Annotated in this window: 16 protein-coding genes; 12 read left to right on the top strand and 4 right to left on the bottom strand. The window is 67.9% G+C overall.

What is annotated here, in order from left to right; translation table 11 throughout:
- The first annotated feature begins 58 nt into the window (after positions 1-58).
- Positions 59-1,120 (top strand): sigma-54 interaction domain-containing protein, encoded by a 1,062-nt coding sequence (locus CNE_RS29360; protein WP_013953935.1) that lies wholly within the window; start codon positions 59-61, stop codon positions 1,118-1,120.
- Here the strand turns inward: CNE_RS29360 and CNE_RS29365 are convergent.
- Both CNE_RS29365 and CNE_RS29370 read right to left on the bottom strand, forming a co-directional pair.
- A complete protein-coding gene (locus tag CNE_RS29365; RefSeq protein WP_013953936.1) occupies positions 1,105-3,111 on the bottom strand; it encodes a hybrid sensor histidine kinase/response regulator in 2,007 nt (668 codons plus the stop codon). The two genes, CNE_RS29360 and CNE_RS29365, sit on opposite strands and share 16 nt — an antisense overlap.
- A 189-nt stretch (positions 3,112-3,300) precedes the next feature.
- A complete protein-coding gene (locus tag CNE_RS29370; RefSeq protein WP_013953937.1) occupies positions 3,301-4,308 on the bottom strand; it encodes an SDR family oxidoreductase in 1,008 nt (335 codons plus the stop codon).
- Positions 4,309-4,563: 255 nt separating this feature from the next.
- On the opposite strand from CNE_RS29370, the gene ligD reads away from it, so the two are divergent.
- The 4 genes from ligD (at position 4,564) to ku (ending at position 11,404) form a co-directional block, all read left to right on the top strand.
- Positions 4,564-7,305, top strand: a complete 2,742-nt coding sequence (gene ligD / locus CNE_RS29375) for a DNA ligase D (RefSeq protein WP_013953938.1) — start codon at positions 4,564-4,566, stop codon at positions 7,303-7,305.
- 144 nt (positions 7,306-7,449) lie between these two features.
- Positions 7,450-7,851, top strand: a complete 402-nt coding sequence (locus tag CNE_RS29380; protein ID WP_013953939.1) for a hypothetical protein — start codon at positions 7,450-7,452, stop codon at positions 7,849-7,851.
- Between the two features lie 308 nt (positions 7,852-8,159).
- Positions 8,160-10,169, top strand: a complete 2,010-nt coding sequence (locus CNE_RS29385; RefSeq protein ID WP_013953940.1) for a hybrid sensor histidine kinase/response regulator — start codon at positions 8,160-8,162, stop codon at positions 10,167-10,169.
- A 215-nt stretch (positions 10,170-10,384) separates the two neighbouring features.
- Positions 10,385-11,404 (top strand): non-homologous end joining protein Ku, encoded by a 1,020-nt coding sequence (gene ku, locus CNE_RS29390; protein WP_013953941.1) that lies wholly within the window; start codon positions 10,385-10,387, stop codon positions 11,402-11,404.
- Positions 11,405-11,474: 70 nt separating this feature from the next.
- Here ku and CNE_RS29395 read toward each other — a convergent pair whose 3' ends face one another.
- Together CNE_RS29395 and CNE_RS29400 are read right to left on the bottom strand one after the other, a co-directional pair.
- Positions 11,475-11,915 carry a BON domain-containing protein gene (locus tag CNE_RS29395; RefSeq protein WP_013953942.1) on the bottom strand — a complete coding sequence of 147 codons (441 nt, stop codon included), beginning with the start codon at positions 11,913-11,915 and terminating at the stop codon, positions 11,475-11,477.
- A 288-nt stretch (positions 11,916-12,203) separates the two neighbouring features.
- Positions 12,204-12,464 (bottom strand): hypothetical protein, encoded by a 261-nt coding sequence (locus tag CNE_RS29400; protein WP_013953943.1) that lies wholly within the window; start codon positions 12,462-12,464, stop codon positions 12,204-12,206.
- Between the two features lie 235 nt (positions 12,465-12,699).
- Here CNE_RS29400 and CNE_RS29405 point away from each other — a divergent pair, with 235 nt between their 5' ends.
- The 7 genes from CNE_RS29405 (at position 12,700) to CNE_RS29435 (ending at position 19,023) form a co-directional block, all read left to right on the top strand.
- A complete protein-coding gene (locus CNE_RS29405; RefSeq protein ID WP_404997170.1) occupies positions 12,700-13,656 on the top strand; it encodes an oxygenase MpaB family protein in 957 nt (318 codons plus the stop codon).
- A gap of 745 nt (positions 13,657-14,401) precedes the next feature.
- Positions 14,402-14,728, top strand: a complete 327-nt coding sequence (locus CNE_RS29410) for an RNA chaperone Hfq (protein WP_013953945.1) — start codon at positions 14,402-14,404, stop codon at positions 14,726-14,728.
- A 225-nt stretch (positions 14,729-14,953) separates the two neighbouring features.
- The gene (locus tag CNE_RS29415; protein ID WP_010810679.1) at positions 14,954-16,261 is read left to right on the top strand and encodes a flagellin FliC; all 1,308 of its coding nucleotides are present in this window, start codon (positions 14,954-14,956) and stop codon (positions 16,259-16,261) included.
- 137 nt (positions 16,262-16,398) lie between these two features.
- Positions 16,399-16,776: a flagellar protein FlaG gene (locus CNE_RS29420; RefSeq protein WP_013953946.1), complete on the top strand. Its 378-nt coding sequence runs from the start codon at positions 16,399-16,401 to the stop codon at positions 16,774-16,776.
- A 33-nt stretch (positions 16,777-16,809) separates the two neighbouring features.
- A complete protein-coding gene (gene fliD / locus CNE_RS29425) occupies positions 16,810-18,216 on the top strand; it encodes a flagellar filament capping protein FliD (RefSeq protein ID WP_013953947.1) in 1,407 nt (468 codons plus the stop codon).
- 38 nt (positions 18,217-18,254) lie between these two features.
- A complete protein-coding gene (gene fliS / locus CNE_RS29430) occupies positions 18,255-18,680 on the top strand; it encodes a flagellar export chaperone FliS (RefSeq protein WP_013953948.1) in 426 nt (141 codons plus the stop codon).
- Between the two features lies 1 nt (position 18,681).
- On the top strand, positions 18,682-19,023 hold the full coding sequence (locus CNE_RS29435; RefSeq protein ID WP_013953949.1) for a flagellar protein FliT: 342 nt from the start codon (positions 18,682-18,684) through the stop codon (positions 19,021-19,023).
- Positions 19,024-19,027: the final 4 nt, after the last annotated feature.

Here is a 19,027-nt window from a genome sequence, read left to right on the forward strand (position 1 = left end):
CCAAAGGCTAGCATAGGAACTTCCCACGACAAGCCCGATCTCGACCGAGGCCTTCATTGTGCCCGTGACCGCCAGCACACCGCGGCGCAGCAACGCCGCTCCCTCTGGCCAGCCCGCCAGCCACGCCGCCAGCCTATCCGAGCAGGCGCGCGAGGCCGCGCCGCGCCGCGCCATCCCTTCGCAGGTCTCGCTGCTGTGGGAAAGCGCGTCGCCCGTCATGCAGCGCTTGCTGGCCCAGATCGAGCGCGTAGCGCCCACCGATGTCACCATGCTTGCGGTAGGCGAAAGCGGCTCCGGCAAGGAAGTGGTGGCACGCGCGGTGCATGAGCGCAGCGCGCGCCGCAAGGGCCCCTTCATCGCGGTCAACTGCGGCGCGATCCAGCCCACGCTGATCGAATCAGAGCTGTTCGGCCACGAGAAAGGTGGATTTACCGGCGCGATCGAGCAGAAGGCGGGCTACTTCGAGCAGGCCCATGGCGGCACGCTATTTCTCGATGAAGTCACCGAAATGCCGCTCGACATGCAGATCAAGTTGTTGCGGGTGCTGGAAGGCCGCACCTTCCACCGCGTCGGCGGCGACACGCCCATCACCACGGACGTGCGCATCCTGGCAGCCACCAACCGCGACCCGGTCGAGGCAGCGCGTGCCGGCCAGTTGCGGGAAGACCTGCTGTACCGGCTGGCCGTGTTCCCGCTGCATATCCCGCCGCTGCGCGACCGGCCCGATGATATCGTGCCGCTGGCACGTCACTTCCTGGCCGAATACAACGCCATGGAGCGCACCGACAAGGCCTTCTCCGCCGCCTCGCTGGAGCGGCTGGTGCGCTATGACTGGCCGGGCAATGTGCGCGAGCTGAAGAACGCGGTCTACCGCGCCTTTATCCTGGCGGACAAGGTCGTGGAAATCGGCAACCCCAACCTGGCCACGCAGCCGCCGCGACCCACCACGGTGGACGGTGTGGTCAGCGTGCGCGTGGGTACCACGCTGGCCGACACCCAGCGCGAGATCATCATGGCCACTTTGGCGCGCTTTGACGGCGACAAGCGCCAGGCCGCGCGCGCGCTCGGCATCAGCCTGAAGACGCTGTACAACCGGCTGGACGCCTACCGTTCCTTGTAAGGCGCCGGCGCGGCCAGCACGCGCGACAGGGCCTCGATCGCCAGCGGCTTGGTCAGGTACGCATGGAAGCCGGCCAGTTCGCTGCGCCGCTGGTGTTCAGCAGTGCAGCGCCCGGTCAGCGCCAGGAACTGCACCGAGCGCGGGCCGCACGCCTGGCGCAATGCCGGCAGGACGTCAAAGCCCGACATTTCGGGCATCTCCAGGTCGAGCAGCACGCAATCCGGGCGGAATTCGGCGACCATGTCCAGTGCCTGCTGGCCGCCATGGGCCGCGCGCGCCTCATGGCCGAGCAGGCCCAGCAGCTCGGCCATGCTGTCGGCTGAATCGGCATTGTCGTCCACCACCAGCACGCGCCGTCGCGGCACCGGCCCCCGCGGCGGCGTGGCGGCCTCGCGCCGGCGGGCGGTGGCGCGCGGCAGGATCACGGTGAAGGTGCTGCCCTTGCCCGCGCCACCGCTGTCGGCCTGGATCGCGCCGCCGTGCGCCTCCACCACGGCCTTGGCCAGTGCCAGCCCGATGCCCAGGCCGCTGCGGCTGTCGGCGTCGCCCTCCTGCGCGAACAGGTTGAAGATGCGGTCCAGCGCCGCCGGCGCGAGACCCCGGCCGGTATCCGACACGGCGGTGATCACGCGCGCTGGCTCCACGCTCACGTGCACGCTGACGGTGCCGCCGCGCGGGGTGTACTTGACCGCGTTGCTGAGCAGGTTCAGCAGCACCTGCCCCAGCCGCGCGGCATCGGCGCGCACGTAGGGCGAGCTTGCCGGCAGCGCCACCACGAGCTGCTGGCCGGCCGCCTCCAGCGCCGGGCGGATTGCTTCGATGCTGGTGGTCACCACGTCGTTGTACGAGGTTGGCGTCAGTTCCATCTTCAGCTTGCCGGCGGTCACGCGGCCCACGTCGAGCAGGTCATTCACCAGCCGCTCCAGTTGATGCAACTGGCGGTCGATGATCCCCGCGCAGCGGCCCACGCGCGTGTCGGCATCCGGGGTCAGCGCGATCACTTCCACCGCGTTGCGCACCGCCGCCAGCGGATTGCGCAGTTCATGCGCCAGGATGGCCAGGAACGATTGCAGCCGGCGGTTGCCGGCCTCGAGCGTTTCCAGCCGCAGCGCATCGCTCAGGTCGCGGGCAGTCCACAGCAGGCTGGTCGGGCAGCCGGCGGCGTCGCGCACCAGCACCATGCGCGTATGGCAACGCACCACCGAGCCGTCCTTGCGTGCCACGCGCTCGTCGCCGGCCCACTGGCCGCAGGCGTGCGCGGCTTCCAGCGCCGCGCGGTCGCGCCCCGCGGCGGCATCCTGGCGGGAATAGAGCAGTGCCTGCGGCTGGCCGACTGCTTCGGCCTCGGCGTAGCCGGCCAGGGCCTGCGCGCCGACGTTCCAGGTGCGGATGGTGCCGTCCAGGTCAAGGTCGCACACCGCGGTGCCGGGCAGGTTTTCGGCCAGCAGGCGCAGCCGGGTATCGGCCAGCCCGGCGTGCTCGGATGCGGCCTGCTGCACGGTAATGTCGCGGCACGACACGATAAAGCCGGTGGCCTGGCCCGCTGCGGACTCTCCGGACAAGGCATCGGCATGCTTGAGCGCCGCGCCCGGCTCGTCGGTCGCGCCAATGGCCCGCATGCGGCAGGACGCCTGCAGCAGGCTGCCGTCGCGCCGCACGCGCCAGCCCTGGTCGCGCGCGCTGCCGCCAAGTGCGGCCGCCTGCAGCCATTGCTGCGGCAGGCCGGCAGCGACATCTTCAGGGCGATGCAGGCAGGAAAAGTGACGGCCGGTGATTTCCCCGGCGCTGTAGCCGAACACGCGCCGCGCGGCATTCGGCCACATTGCAATGCACCCGCGCGCATCGGTCTCGAACACGGCGCAGTCTTCCACCGCGTCGAGCAGGCGCCCGTACCGTGCCGCCAGCGGGACGCCGGCATCGTCCACCCTGGTGCCGTCCGGCTCGCCGACGGGTGACGCACGGACACCTTTTGCCGCTCGCGGCTCGGACATGAGCACACCTTCTGTGTGATGGGGTGAAGCCAGCAGGCCCCGTGCGCGGGCGGCCTGGCGGCGCCGCGAGGCGGAGGGCCGAATGCCCGCAAATGCGGGCATCCGAGTCAATGATAGGTGTTCGCGGCCCATGCGCCACCAATGTGCGCGGCACCGGACAGCAGGGTCTGTTCCATATGGGAACAGACCTTAGCGCTTGTGCCGCAACTGGTACACCGCGGCAACCGCGGCTGAGGCGCCCACCACCAGTGCAGTGGCCAGCATCGGGTGGCGCGCCGTGGTGGTGTAGGGGCAGGATTGCAGCGCGTTGTGGCTGCCGCTGCGTTCCTGCAGGCCGCTGCCGCTGCCATACAGCGCGTTGTCCTCGAGCGGACCCGCGGGGTGGTGCGTCTGTTGCGCGCGGCCCATGAAGCGGCGCATGAAGCGGTCGAAGGTGTGCGGCGCATGGTACGCCGCGGCCGAGAACGCCTTGGCGGCCGCACCGACGAAGAGCTCGCGGCGCGGGTTCGCGGCGGCAAACAGGATTGCGTCAGCGGCCAGCGCCGGGTCATACAGCGGCGGCGGCAGGCGCGGCTCGACATCGAGGAAATTCTTGGCGTGCATCGCCAGCGGCGTTTCCAGTCCGGCAGGCTTGATCAGCGTCACGCTGACCGGCGCCTGCTCCTGCTCCAGTTCCAGCCGCAGCGAATCCGTAAAGCCCTTGATCGCGTGCTGCGAGGCCGCGTAGGCGCTCTGCAGCGGTAGTGGGCCGTCCGCCGCCTCGCTGCCCATGTTGATGATGGCGCCGCCGTGCTCGCGCAGGTGCGCGGCCGCCGCCAGCGAGCCATGCACGGTGCCCCAGTAGTTGGTATCGAACAGCCGCCGCTGGTCTTCCAGCGGCACATCGCAATGGCGCCCGAAGATGGTCACGCCGGCGTTGTTGATCCAGGTATCGAAGCCGCCGAAGCGCTCGATGGCAGCCTGCGCCACCTTGCCAACCTCTTCATGCTTGCCGACATCGGCCACCACGGTGATGACTTCATTGCCATGCTCGCGCAACTCTTCGGCCAGCTGGTGCAGCGAACCCTCGCTGCGCGCCACCAGCACCAGCCGTGCGCCCTGCTGCGCCGCCTTGCGCGCCGTCACCAGGCCCACGCCGCTGCTGGCACCGGTCAGGACGATGACCTGCGAGCCAATGTTCTTCAGGGTTGGTTTCATCGCCGCTTCCTCCTCGGGGTGGCCCGGCACGGTGCCGGGCATGCCGCTGGGGAGTCGCAAGGAGCGTTCCTGTCCGGCCCTGCTCTGGGCGGCGGCGCCACGGCGGGCGGGCCGCCGCAGATTTACAACGCCCGGTAAGAACCACATGTCGCTACGCGCGCATGGGTTGCCACAGCGCACTGTAGGACGGGCGCCGATTTCAGCGGCGGCATGTGCTGCCTAAGCTGGAGACATCCCACGTAACCGGCGACAGCCATGGCCAAGACCACGCGACCGACAGCGCCACAGGATCCAGGCAAACGCCGCGCCTTAGCAAAAGCCGCCGGCAAGCACACGGGCAAGCGCGCCAGCACGGCGCGCCCGGCGGCACGCGGCGCGCCAGCCGCCAAGGCCGCCCCCGCTGCGCTCGATAAATACCGCCGCATGCGCGACTTCGGCGCCACGCCGGAGCCCGCCGGCGGCGCCGCGCGCACCCGCGGCAAGCCGCGCAAGCGCGCCGGCGAGCTGTCCTTCGTGATCCAGAAGCACGCGGCGCGTCGGCTGCACTATGACTTTCGCCTTGAGCTTGGCGGCACGCTGAAAAGCTGGGCCGTGCCCAAGGGCCCGAGCCTGGACCCTGCCGACAAGCGCATGGCCATCCATGTCGAGGACCACCCGCTGGACTACGCCGGCTTCGAGGGCGTGATCCCGGCCGGCCACTACGGTGCCGGCACGGTCATCGTCTGGGACCGCGGCACCTGGTTGCCGGTGGGCGATGCCGAGGCCGGCTACCGCGCCGGCAAGCTGAAGTTCGAGCTGCGCGGTGAAAAGCTGCACGGCCACTGGACCCTGGTGCGCATGCACGGCAGCCGGCAGAAGGAGCAGGACGCCTGGCTGCTGATCAAGGAGCGCGACGAGACCGCCGTGCCGGCATCGGAGTTCGACGTGGTCGAGGCCTTGCCGGACAGCGTGCTGGGCGGCACGCAGCGCAAGCCTGCGGCAAAGCGCGCAAAGACCGCCCAGCCGCCTGACGAAGCCGCACCAGATGCGCGCAGCACGGCGAAGTCCCTGAAGCCGCCGCGCGGCGCGCCGCGCGCGGCCTTGCCGCTGGCGCTGGCGCCGCAGCTGGCCACGCTGGTGGAACAGCCTCCGTCGGACGCGCAGGCCTGGCATTACGAGATCAAGTTCGACGGCTACCGGCTACTGGCCCGCATCGCCGGCAAGGATGTGCGCCTGTTCACGCGCCAGGGCCACGACTGGACCAGCAAGCTGCGTGCGCTGGCGCGCGACGTCGGCACCCTGGGCCCGCCCGACGGCTGGCTCGATGGCGAGATCGTGGTGCTCGACAAGCATGGCGCGACCGACTTCCAGGCGCTGCAGAACGCCTTCGATACCGCGCGCGTCGAGGCCATCCAGTACTTCGTGTTCGACCTGCCCTACTTTGCCGGCCATGACCTGCGCAAGGTGCCGCTGGTGGAGCGCCGCGCCCTGCTGCGCCGGATCTTCGCGCACAACACCTCGCCGCGCCTGCAGTTCAGCGAGGACTTCGAGGCCAGCCCTGCCGACATGCTCGAGGCAGCCTGCCGCATGAAGCTTGAAGGCGTGATCGGCAAGCGCGCCGACGCCAGCTATGTCAGCGCGCGCACCAATACGTGGATCAAGCTGAAATGCACCTTGCGCCAGGAGTTCGTGGTGGCGGGTTTCACCGACCCGAAGGGCAGCCGCGCCGGCATCGGCTCATTGCTGCTTGGCGTGCACGACAGCGGCGGGCGGCTGCGCTACGCGGGCAATGTCGGCACCGGCTTCGACACGCGCACCCTGGCTGCGCTGCGCACGCAGCTGGACGCGTTGCGCACCGATTCCGCGCCCTTTGAGAGCGTGCCGGCAGGCGTGAAAGGGCACTGGGTGCGGCCAAAGCTGGTGGCCGAAGTCTCGTTCGGCAGCTGGACCCGCGAAGGCCGCGTGCGCCATGCCGTCTTCCACGGCCTGCGCACCGACAAGCCCGCGCGCGCGGTGTCGGTGGAGCGGCCGGCAACGCCGGCAGCCAAGGGCAAGCCGGCGCCAAAAGCAGCAAAGCACACCGGGACACAGCCGAAGGCCGGCACCGCCGCAAAGCGTGCAACCGCCGCCGGCGGCAAAGTCGCGATCAGCCATGCCGGGCGCGTCATCGACACAGCATCCGGCCTGACCAAGGGCGACCTGGTGCGCTACTACGAACGCGCCGCACCACTGATGTTGCCGCACCTGCGCGGGCGTCCGATCGCGATGGTGCGCGCGCCGTCGGGCGTGGGCGGCGAGCAGTTCTTCCAGCGCCATGGCGACACGCTGCGGGTGGACGGCCTCAACGTGCTTGATTCGGGCCTGTGGCCCGGGCATCCCGCGCTGCTGGAAATCGCGTCAGCCGAAGCGCTGGTGTCCGCGGCACAGCTCAACGTGGTGGAGTTCCACACCTGGAACGCCAGCAAACGCAGCCTCGACCGCCCCAACCGGATCGTCTTCGACCTGGACCCGGGCGAAGGCGTGCCCTGGGCACAAATGCAGGAAGCCGCCACGCTGATGAAGGCGCTGCTCGATGAACTCGGCCTCGCCAGCTTCCTGAAGACCAGCGGCGGCAAGGGGCTGCACGTGGTGGTGCCGATCACGCCGCGCGCGGGCTGGGACGAGGTGAAGGCGTTCGCGCATGACGTGGTGCGCCATGTCGCCAAGACCATTCCGCAGCGCTTCGTGGCCAAGAGCGGGCCACGCAACCGCGTTGGCAAGATTTTCATCGATTACCTGCGCAATGGCGTCGGTGCCACCACAGCGGCGGCATTCTCGGCGCGGGCACGCCCGGGGCTGGGCGTGTCGATGCCGGTGTGGTGGGAAGAACTCGATACCCTGCAAGGCGCGGCGCAGTGGACCGTCGCCAATGCGGGCCCAAGGCTCGACGCCCTGGCCGCCGACGACCCATGGGCGGACTACGCCGACACCCGGCAGGCGATCACGCGCGCCGCTGCGCGACTGGCTCGCACCGGCTAGCCATCCCGCCCGTTCTGCCGGATTCCGCAGCTAACGCCAAGCGGCACATTTCTTGCCGCATCCCGGTCATGGCACACGGCCCGGCGCACCCGCCGCGTGCGCCGCGTTGCACTGCTGCCAGTGCAGCGACGACATGGAGACGTGATGATGAGCCAACTCAGGATCGCCGCGAAGATTCGAGCCGCCGCCGCCGACGCCGCGCCACGCAACCGGCGCACCTTGCGTCACCTGCTGGTTTCCTGCGCAATGCTGTCCTTCGCCGCCAGCCCGGTGCAGGCACGCCTGCCGGCGCCAACGCCCGAGCAGCAGCAGGCCGCCGAAGCCAAGAAGACCAAGGAAGCCGAAGCGGCCAAACAGCAGGCCGACGCATTGGGCCGGGTCCAGGACCAGATCGCCGCGCGCTTTGGCAAGGGCGCCACCAGCAGCGGCGCCACTGAGGCCGGCAAGATCCCGCAGAAAGCTGCCGAAGCGACCGGCTCAACTGGACCGCACGGCGGCACCTCCCCCAGCGCCGAAGCGCATGGCGGCGAGGCGGCCCGCCACTGAAGCGCGCAACGCATGCCACGCCGTTCACTTGCGCGCTGCGTGCCGGGCGACGCCTGCCCGGCACGTCTCTTGCCACTGCCAGCGCAACAGCCTGGCACAGACCGCAGGCGTACTGATGCAAAAGGGGGAATGGCGATGGACGACTTCTGCACGCATGTAATAACTACAACCGGCAGCCGCGCCGGCGCGGCAAAGCTTGCAAGCGGTGCGGCGCGGCCGGCGCGGTTTTACACGGCGCCGCGGACCATCCCGGGCCTTGCCCCTGAGCAACCCTCCGCGGGCGCGCAAGCGCCTGTCAGCGTGATGCCATGAAGCCGCACGCCGCCAACCCGGCCCCGCTGATTCTGAATGTCGATGACCGCGAGGGGCCGCGCTACGTCAAGAGCCGCATCCTCCATCGCGGCGGGTATTCCGTGATCGAGGCCGCCAGCGGCCATTCGGCGCTGTCGCTGGTGCGACAGCATGCGCCCGTGCTGGTGCTGCTGGCAGCCCGCCTGCCCGATATCAGCGGGCTGGAAGTCTGCCGGCTGCTCAAGGCCGATCCACAGACCGCGCACACGCTGGTGCTGCTGACCTCGCCGGGGCTGGCGCAATCGCGCCAGCGCGCAGAGCTGCTGAACTGCGGCGCCGACGGCCACCTGGTCGAGCCTGCCGAGCCGGACGAGGTGTTGTCGAGGATCCAGGCGCTGCTGCGGCTGCGCGGTGCTGAGGACGCCTATCACCGCACTTCGCGGGCACTGCATGCGCATGAAGACATGTTCCGCCAGCTGGCCGAATCGCTGGCCGACGTGGTGTGGATCCTCGACCCGGCCGAGCCCCGCCTGCTGTTCGCCAGCCCCTCGCTCGCCGCGGTGTGCGGCGATACACCCGAGCAGCTGGTGCAAGCGCCGCGCCGCTGCCTGGAGCACGTGGCCCCGGCCGACCGGGCGCGCGTGGAAGCGGCCTTTGCCAGCATGCTGGGCGATGGCAGGCTGGACATCGAGTTCCGCCTGACGCGCCCGGACGGCGAGCTGCGCGATATCCGCGCGCAGGCGTTCCCGGTGCGCAGCGCGGAAGGCGCGCAGGCCGACGCCGGCGCGCCGCCGTCACGCATTGCCGGCACCTGCCAGGACGTGACGCTGCAAAACCGCGCCGAACGCGCGCTGCACGACGAGGAACGGCGCAAGGACCAGTTCCTGGCCATGCTGGCGCATGAACTGCGCAATCCGCTGGCGCCGCTGCGCAGCGCCGCGGACCTGTTGCAGCAGCTCTCGCCCTCGCGCGAGGACATGTTCCGCGCGCGCGACATCATCGGCCGGCAGCTGCACCACCTGACGAGGCTGGTGGATGAGCTGCTCGACATCTCGCGCTTCAACCAGGGCCGCATCACGCTGCGCGAGGAGCTGGTGGAACTGCGCACCGCGCTCAGTACCGCGGTGGAAGCCGTGCGCCCCACGATGGAGGCCTGCGGCCATACGCTGCGCCTGTCGCTGCCCGAGCAGCCCCTGCCGGTACGGGGCGACCTGGTGCGCCTGACGCAGATCTTCAGCAACCTGTTGCAGAACGCCGCAGCCTACACGCCCGCCGGCGGCCAGATCGCCGTCGATGCCAGTCTTGAAGACAGCGCGGCGGACACTGCGCCCGATGCCGCGTCCGGTGGCCGCGTTACCGTGCGCGTGCGCGACAACGGCGCCGGCCTGTCAGAGGCGCTGCAGCGGCAGCTGTTCGATCCGCTGGCCCCGCACGACGACGGCACCCAGCCAGAGCCGCTGCGCAGCGCGTTCCAGCAGGACGGTCCCGGTATCGGCCTGACGCTGGTGCAAAAGCTGGTGCGCCTGCATGGCGGCACAATCCGCGCCGACAGCCCCGGCCCCGGACAGGGCAGCACCTTCACGGTGACGCTGCCGCTGGAGCCATGGCAGAAGTGGCACCCAGGCTCCGGCCGCGCTGCGCCGCACCGCGGCGTGCCGCGCCGGATCATGGTGGTGGACGACAACCCTGACGCGCTCGAAGCCATGATGATGACGCTGCAGACGCTCGGCCATACGGTGGTGACCGCCGCCGACGGCCCCAGCGCGCTGGCGCGCGCCACCGACGCCCGTCCGGAGGTAGTGCTGCTGGACCTGGGCATGCCCGCCATGGACGGCTTCGAGACCGCGCGCCGGCTGCGCGCGCTGCCCGAGATGCGCGGCGCCACGCTGGTGGCGCTGACCGGCTTCGGCCAGCCCGAGGACCGCCGCCGCGCGCTGGAAGCCGGCTTCGACCAGCACCTGGTCAAGCCAGCCGACCTGGACGCGCTGACACGGCTGCTGGACGAACTCAGCGCGGGCCACCCCTAGCGCGGTTGCCAGTGCCGGCGGCCGATCCCATCCACCCTTGAACAAGGAAGCTCCGTGCATACCACGCCCGACCCCGACATCCCGCAGCGCAAGCCTGAAACCCCGCCGCCGGAACCTCCGCCGGGCCCGCCCGAACCGGTGGCAGATCCGCCTCCGGGCGATCTGCCGCCACCGCCGCCGCAACGTGCCCGTGCGGCTGGCAAAGGAGCCGTCACGTGTCACGCATCATCTGGAAAGGCGCCATAACCTTTGGCCTGGTCAACATCCCGGTGGTATTGCGGCCCGCGTCGCGCAGCCAGACGCTGGACCTGGACCTGCTGGACGTGCGCGACATGGCGCCGGTGGGCTACCAGCGCATCAACAAGAGCACCGGCAAGCCGGTCGACAAGGAACATATCGTCAAGGGCTACCAGTACGCCAAGGACGAATACGTGCTGCTGAACGAGGAAGACTTCCGCCAGGCCAATGTCGAGGCCACGCAGACGGTGGATATCGTCAGCTTTGTCGACGCGCAGAGCATCCCGCCGTACTACTTCGATACGCCCTACTACCTCGAGCCCGACAAGCGCGGCGAGCGCGGCTACGCGCTGCTGCATGAAACCATGCGCCGCACCGGGCGTGCCGCGCTGGCGCTGGTGGTGCTGCGCGCCCGCCAGCACCTGGCCGCGATGCTGGTGCACGGCGACGCGCTGGTGCTCAACACTATGCGCTTTGCCGACGAGGTGCTGCCCATCTCTGAACTGCGCCTGCCCAAGGCAGCCACCGGCAAACCCACCGGCGCGCACGCGCGCGAGATCGAGATGGCCACCAAGCTGGTCGACGACATGAGCGAAGACTGGGAGCCGGAACAGTACCGCGACAGCTATCGTGACGACCTGATGGCGCGCATCGAAGAAAAGATCGATTCCGGCAAGACCCACCAGCTGACCCCGCCTGCGGCAGAGGAAGAAGCGCCGCGCCAGGGCGCCAAGGTCATCGACATGGTGGCGCTGCTGCGCCAGAGCCTGGGCCAGCGCGGCAAGGAAGACAAGGAAGGCGCCGCGCCCGCGCGCCGCAAGACCCCTGCGCGGCATGCCGCCGCCAGTAAGCAGCCCGCTGCAAAGCGGGCTGCGACCCCGCCTGCCAAGCGCGCCAGCACTGCCGCCAAGACCAAGCGCGCACCGGCCAAGCGCGAGTCGCACGCGCCGGCCGCGCGCAAGAGTGCAGGCACTACGCGCAGGAAGCACGCGGCTTAGGCCGGCGCTGCGGTTCGCCAAATCCCGATGGGGTTCTCCCTCTCCCGCTTGCAGGAGAGGGAGCAATGTCTCAGCGCGACGACACCTTCAGGTTGTCATTGACCGACGTCACGCCCTCGACGCTGCGGATCGCGTCCAGCGCCATGTCGTGCTGCTGCTGGCTCGGCACCGTGCCGCTCACGTCGACCGTGCCCTGCTGGGTCTTCACATGGATGGCGGTGGACTTGAGGTCCTTGGTCGTGAGCAGCTTGGTCTTGATCTTGGTGGTGATGGCGCTGTCCTCGACGGCGCGCTTGGTCTTGTCGACGCTCATGTCCGAGGCGGCGCCCCGGTCAGGGTCGGCACGGCCGGGCATGCCCGGCGCGGAATTGACGGGCGCCGCAGGGGTATTGTCCGCCGCAACCAAGATCAGGCCGCTCTTGTCGAGCGCCAGCGCGCTGCCGGCCGCCGCCAGCGCCGCAGCAACACAGACCATCCGCACCGTGCGCGCGGGGATTCGGGAAAAACGCATGGCTGCCTCCTGTTCGGGTCACCAGCGCATCCGCTGCCGTGCCTTGCCTGGCACGCGGAACCACTGGTAAGCCATTTTTCAGCAAGCTCCATACCTGCCGGCCAGGCCGCGCCAGGCGTCCCTGACGGGGCCCAGGGTGTGTAAATCGGGCCGCCCGTTGTAAAAGCGCCCGCCGCACGGTGTGCTGCATCGCGCGCTATAGCGCCGATGCCGGCGGCACCCGGGTCCTTCCATGCATGGCATGGCGATTGCGAATCAGGGAATGCGGCAGTTCGCCGCGTCAAGGAGCTAGCAATGGGACAGCAGCAACAGCCGGGTCAATCGCAGTCGGGCCAGAAGCCGCAGGATCAGAAGCAGCAGGAACAATCTGGCCAACGCGGCAGCCAGCAACAGCCGGGACAACAACAAGGCGGCGGTCAGATGGGTAACCAGGACCGCAAGCAGGACCAACAACAGCAGCAGGATCGCGGCAGCTCGCAACCGGGCCAGCAAAGTGGCCAACGCAGCGGCCAGCAAAGCGGCCAGGGCGGGCAACAGGGTGGTCAGCAAGGCGGACAACGCCAGCCGTAATCCGCGCCAGCCACGAAAACAGGCAGCTTTCCGGGTATGTGCGGCCGCAACATGCGGTGCGGCCGCAGGGGCATACGCCGGAGATTGGCAGGCCGGGACTCCCGCGAGGGGGCTCCGGCCCTTTTTTCGGCAACCGCAGCGGCGTGACCCCGCGCACATCGTCCCACATCCCGTGTATGCTGGCCCTAACTTCCCCATCCAGGCACCACCTGCCTTGTCCAGCTTTACCGACCCCGCCGCCGGCCGCTCTGCGCAGCCACGACGCGGCCCGCTGAACCATCTCTCCACCAGGCTGCGTGAGCGCGCCGGCGCGCACGTGCGCGCGCTGACCCGCAGCAATTCCGGCCTGACCCTCGACTACGACAACCCGCCGGGCGATCCCGGCCTGTTCGGGCCCGACGCGGTCTGCTGGCGCGTGCATGCCGACTTTCCGGCAATGCTCGCGGGCGGCGTCAGCGCGCTGCTGCTGCAGACGCTGCATCCGCTGGCGCTGGCCGGGGTCTGGGACCACTCCAGCTTTCGCACCGACATGCAGGGGCGCCTGGGGCGCACCGCGCAGTTCATCGCGGGCACCACCTACGGCAGCCGTGCCGATGCCATGGCGCTGATCGGGCGCGTACGGCGCATCCATGCCGGCGTGGTTGGCGTGGCCCCGGACGGGCGGCACTATGCAGCCTCCGATCCGGCGTTGCTGACGTGGGTGCACGTGGCCGAGGTCTCGAGCTTCCTGGCTGGCTACCTGCGCTATGTAGGGCCACTGGGCAGCGCCGAGCAGGATCGCTACTACGACGAGGTCGCGCGCATCGCCGAGATGCTGGGCGCGGCCGACGTGCCGCGCTCGCGCGCTGAAGTCACGGCCTACCTTGAGGCCATGCGGCCTGCGCTGCTGGCCAGCGAACGCACCAGCGAAGTGGTGCGGCTGGTGCGGAAGGTGCCGGTGGCCAACCCGCTGCTGCAGCCGGCGGTGCGCATCATGGCCGACGCGGGCATCGCCCTGCTGCCGCCGTGGGCACGGCACCAGCTCGACCTGGACGGCCCTTCGATACGGCGCCCGGCCGCACTCGCGGGCATGCATGTGCTGGCACCGGCGCTTCGCTGGGTGCTGGGCGCCGGCCTGGCAGCGCGTGCACGGCGGCGCGTGGCCCGCGGCACCGCCACCACGGCCGGCTGAGGGCCGCGCCGGCTATCGGCGTTCAGCGGACACTTCTTGAAGGGAAATGAGAATTGGCGGCAAAAACCCTCGCATTTCGGAGGATTGCGCGCCGCGAAAGTGGCGTTAAATCTGCCTCGGCATTCCGAACGGCCGGTCGGATTTACCAGCCGCACCAGCCACAGCGCCACAGAGCGCGATTCAAACGACGCAGGCAAAAAAGAAGCCTACGCGCGGGGTGCTCGTAGGCTTTCCAGGACTGCTCGAGCCGAAAGGCTCTTGCCAAGAATATAAACGCGCTTACATGAGGTGTAAATCCCGTTTCTATCAGGGGATTCCCTCATGACGATATGAGGTCGTTTGCGCACTTTTGATGATTTGGGCCCTGACGCTACATCAGGGCATTTTTCGCATGGGCTGGCAATTTCCTCACGGGCCCCGTCCACACCGGGCCTGCCGGCCACCCGCCCTGGCCGCAGCATGCGGCAGCGCACAATCGGCTACAATATCCCGGCTTCGAGAGCAACACCTTTTATAGAACGAGGACTCTAGATCCGAATTGGCGCGCGGTTCGTCAACGCTTGTAGAACTTTGTTACTCTCAGCCCCGAAGTATTCCCCTTCTCTTCTGGCAGCACCAACCGGCGACGCCGCAGCTACCGAGAGCGGATGTTTCCCCTGCCGCCCTGGCCGCACCGCACCCCAACGCGCCGGCCAACGGACCATTATCAGCCGCCAGAACCCTAGTGGGCTCTTCCGGAGTCGTTGTGAAGAAGAAGGAAACCCGGCCCAGGTCACCGAGCCGAAAGCAACTGCAGCACCAGCAATTTGCTGCATACAACACCAGCCAGGCGCCTGTGATCGTCCACCTGTCCAACGGCGCGCGACTGCAGGGCCTCGTGCTGGCGTCGGACGACTACGTGGTGCTGCTTGGCCGGCAGCCGGACGACATCCGGCCCACGGTGGTCTACAAGCGAGCCATCTGCCTGGTCACGCTGGCCAATGCGCCGGACGCGCCGGTGGTGGCACCGGATCCGGCCCCGGCGCCGGACTTCCTGCCGATCTACATTCCCCGCACCCGCAAGCGCCGCTAGGCCAACGCCCGCCCCGCACGCCTTCCCGCCCCGCCGCCCCTTGCCGCGCGGCGTCTCCGCCCGCCCTGCCGGCACCACGCGAAACTATCGCGGAGATCACTCTAAACCTTTCCCTTGCCCGGTCGATAACCCAAGCAACGGAGGCACTCTACGCCCTGCAAAGCAGGCCGCCAACGTTACGGCACTAGCCGGAATGCCCAAAACTTTGCATATAGGAGTCGTACCATGGCGCAAGTCATTAACACCAATTCGTTGTCTCTGATGACTCAGAACAACATGAACACGTCGCAATCGTCGCTGAACACGGCGATCCAGCGCCTGTCGTCGGGCCTGCGCATCAACAGCGCCAAGGACGACGCCGCCGGCCAGGCCATCGCCAACCGCTTTACCTCGAACATCCGCGGCCTAACGCAAGCCCAGCGCAACGCCAACGACGGCATCTCGCTGGCACAAACGACGGAAGGCGCGCTGACCGAAGTCAACAACAACCTGCAACGTATTCGTGAACTGTCGGTCCAGGCGGCCACGGGTTCGAACTCGTCGTCTGACCTGAAGTCGATTCAGGATGAAATCAACCAGCGCCTGTCTGAAATCGACCGTACGTCGCAACAGACCGACTTCAACGGCGTCAAGGTTCTGGCCGGCAGCAACAAGCTGTCCGTCCAGGTTGGCGCCAACGACGGCGAAACCATCTCCATCGATCTGAAGCAGATCGACAGGACCACGCTGGGCCTGAGCGGCTTCTCGGTGGCCAAGAACTCGCTGGACGTCGGCCCGAAGATCACCACGATCAACGCTGCCGCTGGTACCGGTTCGTTCAACGTGAGCTTCGCTGCAGGCGACGTCACCAAGATCAACGCCGCAACCGGCAAGACCTTCGCCGCAGCGGACCTCGAACTGCACGAAGTCAAGACGGCTGCCGGCGCGAACTCCGGCCAGTTCGTCGTGAAGGCTGGTGACGACTACTTTGCAGCTTCGGTTGATCGTGCCACCGGCGCCGTAAAGCTCAACGAAGCTGATGTCGCATTCGACGACACCGCCAATGGCATCGCCGGCCCCGTCACGCTGCAAGACCAGGTTGTGCGCGTTGCCAACAATGCTGCAGGCGTAGCCACGGGCTACGTCACCGTCCAGGGCAAGAACTACGTCGCTGCCGGTACCCTGGCCGACGGCGGTGCCGCCGGCACCCTCAACGTGGCCGTTGGCACGATCTCCCTGAGCGGCGCCACCCCCACGGCCGAGTTCACGGGCGTTCCCACCGGCAACGCGCTGAAGAAGATCGACGCCGCGCTGAAGCAAGTTGACGACCTGCGCAGCTCGCTGGGTGCTGTCCAGAACCGTTTTGACTCCGTCATCTCGAACCTGGGCACCACCGTGACCAACCTGTCCTCGTCGCGCTCGCGCATCCAGGACGCTGACTACGCAACGGAAGTGTCGAACATGACCCGCGCGAACATCCTGCAACAGGCTGGTACGTCGGTCCTGGCGCAAGCCAACCAGACCACCCAAGGCGTGCTGTCGCTGCTGCGTTAATCGCGTCGGCGAAACGCGCAAGAAGGCTGGGCCGCAAGGCCCGGCCTTCTTGCCCGAGGAGCATTTCGCAGGCAGCCCGACTGCCTGCAAAGCGTTTCTCCTGGAACTGAGCCCTGCCAACCCGGACGGAGTATTCGATGGCGCCTTCCCCGACAGTGAACCCCTTTACCGTGCGGATGCCAGCCGAAGGCTTAGCCGTTGCCATGCCGTCTGGCGGCGCCACCACCATGGCCAGCCAGGCTACGCAGCGACAGGATCGTGCCGTGGCCAGCGACCACACAGTAGCCGCCCAGGGATTGGAAACCAGCGCCGCCATCGGCGAGCTGGTCGACGCGCTCAAGACCACCACCATCGGCCTGCGCTTCGAGATCGACGACACCACGCACCGCGTCGTCACCAAGGTGATCGACAAGGAAACCGGCGACCTGATCCGGCAGATGCCCACCGAAGAGGTGCTGCGCATTGCCCGCGCCATCGACAAGCTGCAGGGGTTGTTCATCAACCACGCGGCCTGAGCCCTGAATATCAGTTGAAGACGAGACAATAATATGGCAACGATCTCCTCCATCGGCATCGGTTCCAACCTGCAACTGAGCGATCTGCTGGACCAGCTGCAGAAGGCCGAGCAGGCACCGCTTGACGCCATCAATGCGCAGGCCAAGAGCTACCAGACCAAGTTGTCGGCCTACAGTCAGGTGCAGAGCGTGCTGGATGCCTACCAGGGCGCGGCGAAGAAGCTGTCCGATGCTGCCACCTTCGGCGCCGTAAAGGCCAGCGTCGGCAACACGGACGTGATGACCGTCACCACCGCTGCCAACGCCGTGCCTGGCAGCTACAGCATTACTGTCAACACGCTGGCCACCGCGCAGTCGCTGGTGAGCAGCAACGTTGCCGACCAGAAGGCCGCGATCGGCGGCGGCGAGCTCGTGTTCGACTTCGGCGAAGCGCTGGCCACCGGCGGCGCCGCCACTACCACCAAGAAGGTCACCATCCCCGCGGATTCTTCCCTCGAAGGGATGCGCGATGCCATCAACAAGGCCGGCATCGGGGTGACCGCCAGCATCGTCAATGACGGCAGCGCCAGCCCATACCGCCTGGTATTGACGTCGGACAAGACCGGAACGCAAGCCACCATGCGCGTGTCGTCGACCGATGCTGCACTGAACAGCGTGGTTGCGTTCGACCCGGCCGCGGCGCCCGCCGCCAACAAGATGGAACAGAAGGTGCCGCCTGCCAATGCGACGCTGAAGATCAACGGCATCGACGTGGTCAGCCAGAGCAATTCAGTGGTGGACGCAGCGCAGGGCGTGACCATGAACCTTGTCAAGCCAGGCACGACATCGCTGGTGGTGACCCGTGACAACGTCGCAATCAAGGCCGCCGTCCAGGCTTTTGTCACCGCCTACAACAACATTCAGAGTTCCGCCAAGTCGCTGACGGCATTCGATACCAAGGCCGGTACGTCCGCGGCATTGACCGGCGACGGCACGCTGCGCACGATCCAGTCCGGCCTGCGGTCGATGCTGGGCGGCGCCATGGATGACGGCAACGGCGGCACGATCACGCTGATCGACGTCGGCATCAGTTTCGACAAAGACGGCACGATGAAGCTGGACGACACCAAGCTGACCAAGGCGATAAACGACAACCTGGGCCGCGTCACGTCCCTGTTTTCCAGCACCACCGGCGACGGCGGAATCGGCAAGCGCGCCAGCACCTATATCGAGGGCCTGAGCAAGACCGATGGCGCGCTGAAGGTGGCTCAGGATGGCATCACCAAGACGCTGAAGGACCTGGAAGACGACTATGACCGCGTCCAGGACCGCGTTACTGCCACGGTTGCTCGATACAAGGCCCAGTTCACGCAACTGGACCTGGTGGTCGCGCAGATGAACCGCACAAGCAGCTACCTGACGCAGCAGTTCAATGCGCTGAACAACAGCGCCAAAAAGTAACCGTCCCGCCGCATCCCACAGCCTGAAGGAACCCAACCATGTTCGCCCGCGCATCCGCCAATGCCTACGCCCAGGTCGGCGTCCAGACCGGTGCCATGAGCGCCAGTCCGCACAAGCTGATCACCCTGCTGTACGACGGCGCGCGCGCGGCGATTGCGCGGGCGAAGTTCCACCTGGAAGGCGGCAGTATTGCCGAACGCGGCAACGCCATCTCCAAGGCCATCGACATCATCGACAACGGCCTGCGCGCCGTGCTCGACCATGAGGCTGGCGGCGAGATCTCCGCCAACCTCGAATCCCTGTACGAGTACATGGTGCGCCGGCTGATGCTGGCCAACCTGCGCAGCGACGCAGCGCTGCTGGCCGAGGTCGACACGCTGCTCGAAAGCCTGGCTTCGGCCTGGGCGCAGATCGACGACACGGCCGCGGCCGCGGATCAGCAACCCGCCTTGCAGGACAACTGACATGGCTTCCCTTCCCAAGTTTTCCCCGATCGTGGACTGCTACGAGGAAATCCTCGCGCTGTCCGCACGCATGCACGAGGCCGCCCAGGCAGCTGACTGGGACACCGTAGCCAAGCTGCAGCAGGGCTACCTGGCCCAGGTGGATCGCCTGCGCCAGATGGACCACGAGGCACCGTTTTCCGATGCGGAACGCATGCGCCGCTACCAGTTGCTGGACCGCATCCTCACGTACGACGCCCGCATCCGTGACCTGGCCATGCCGCAGCTGAAGAAGCTCGGCGACATGCTGACCAGCTCGCGCCGCCAGTTCGAACTATCCGCCGCCTATGGCGCCACGGCCTGACGCA

Origin of the sequence: Cupriavidus necator N-1, assembly GCF_000219215.1 — a bacterium.
GTDB lineage: Bacteria > Pseudomonadota > Gammaproteobacteria > Burkholderiales > Burkholderiaceae > Cupriavidus > Cupriavidus necator.

What these genes read in the sequence shown, in the direction of transcription:
- ligD (WP_013953938.1), top strand. Translation starts at nt 4,564, where the DNA reads ATGGCCAAGACCACGCGACCGACAGCGCCACAGGATCCAGGCAAACGC.
- fliD (WP_013953947.1), top strand. Translation starts at nt 16,810, where the DNA reads ATGGCAACGATCTCCTCCATCGGCATCGGTTCCAACCTGCAACTGAGC.
- CNE_RS29385 (WP_013953940.1), top strand. Translation starts at nt 8,160, where the DNA reads ATGAAGCCGCACGCCGCCAACCCGGCCCCGCTGATTCTGAATGTCGAT.
- CNE_RS29395 (WP_013953942.1), bottom strand. Translation starts at nt 11,915, where the DNA reads ATGCGTTTTTCCCGAATCCCCGCGCGCACGGTGCGGATGGTCTGTGTT.
- CNE_RS29435 (WP_013953949.1), top strand. Translation starts at nt 18,682, where the DNA reads ATGGCTTCCCTTCCCAAGTTTTCCCCGATCGTGGACTGCTACGAGGAA.
- CNE_RS29365 (WP_013953936.1), bottom strand. Translation starts at nt 3,111, where the DNA reads ATGTCCGAGCCGCGAGCGGCAAAAGGTGTCCGTGCGTCACCCGTCGGC.
- CNE_RS29415 (WP_010810679.1), top strand. Translation starts at nt 14,954, where the DNA reads ATGGCGCAAGTCATTAACACCAATTCGTTGTCTCTGATGACTCAGAAC.
- CNE_RS29370 (WP_013953937.1), bottom strand. Translation starts at nt 4,308, where the DNA reads ATGAAACCAACCCTGAAGAACATTGGCTCGCAGGTCATCGTCCTGACC.
- fliS (WP_013953948.1), top strand. Translation starts at nt 18,255, where the DNA reads ATGTTCGCCCGCGCATCCGCCAATGCCTACGCCCAGGTCGGCGTCCAG.
- CNE_RS29420 (WP_013953946.1), top strand. Translation starts at nt 16,399, where the DNA reads ATGGCGCCTTCCCCGACAGTGAACCCCTTTACCGTGCGGATGCCAGCC.
- CNE_RS29380 (WP_013953939.1), top strand. Translation starts at nt 7,450, where the DNA reads ATGATGAGCCAACTCAGGATCGCCGCGAAGATTCGAGCCGCCGCCGCC.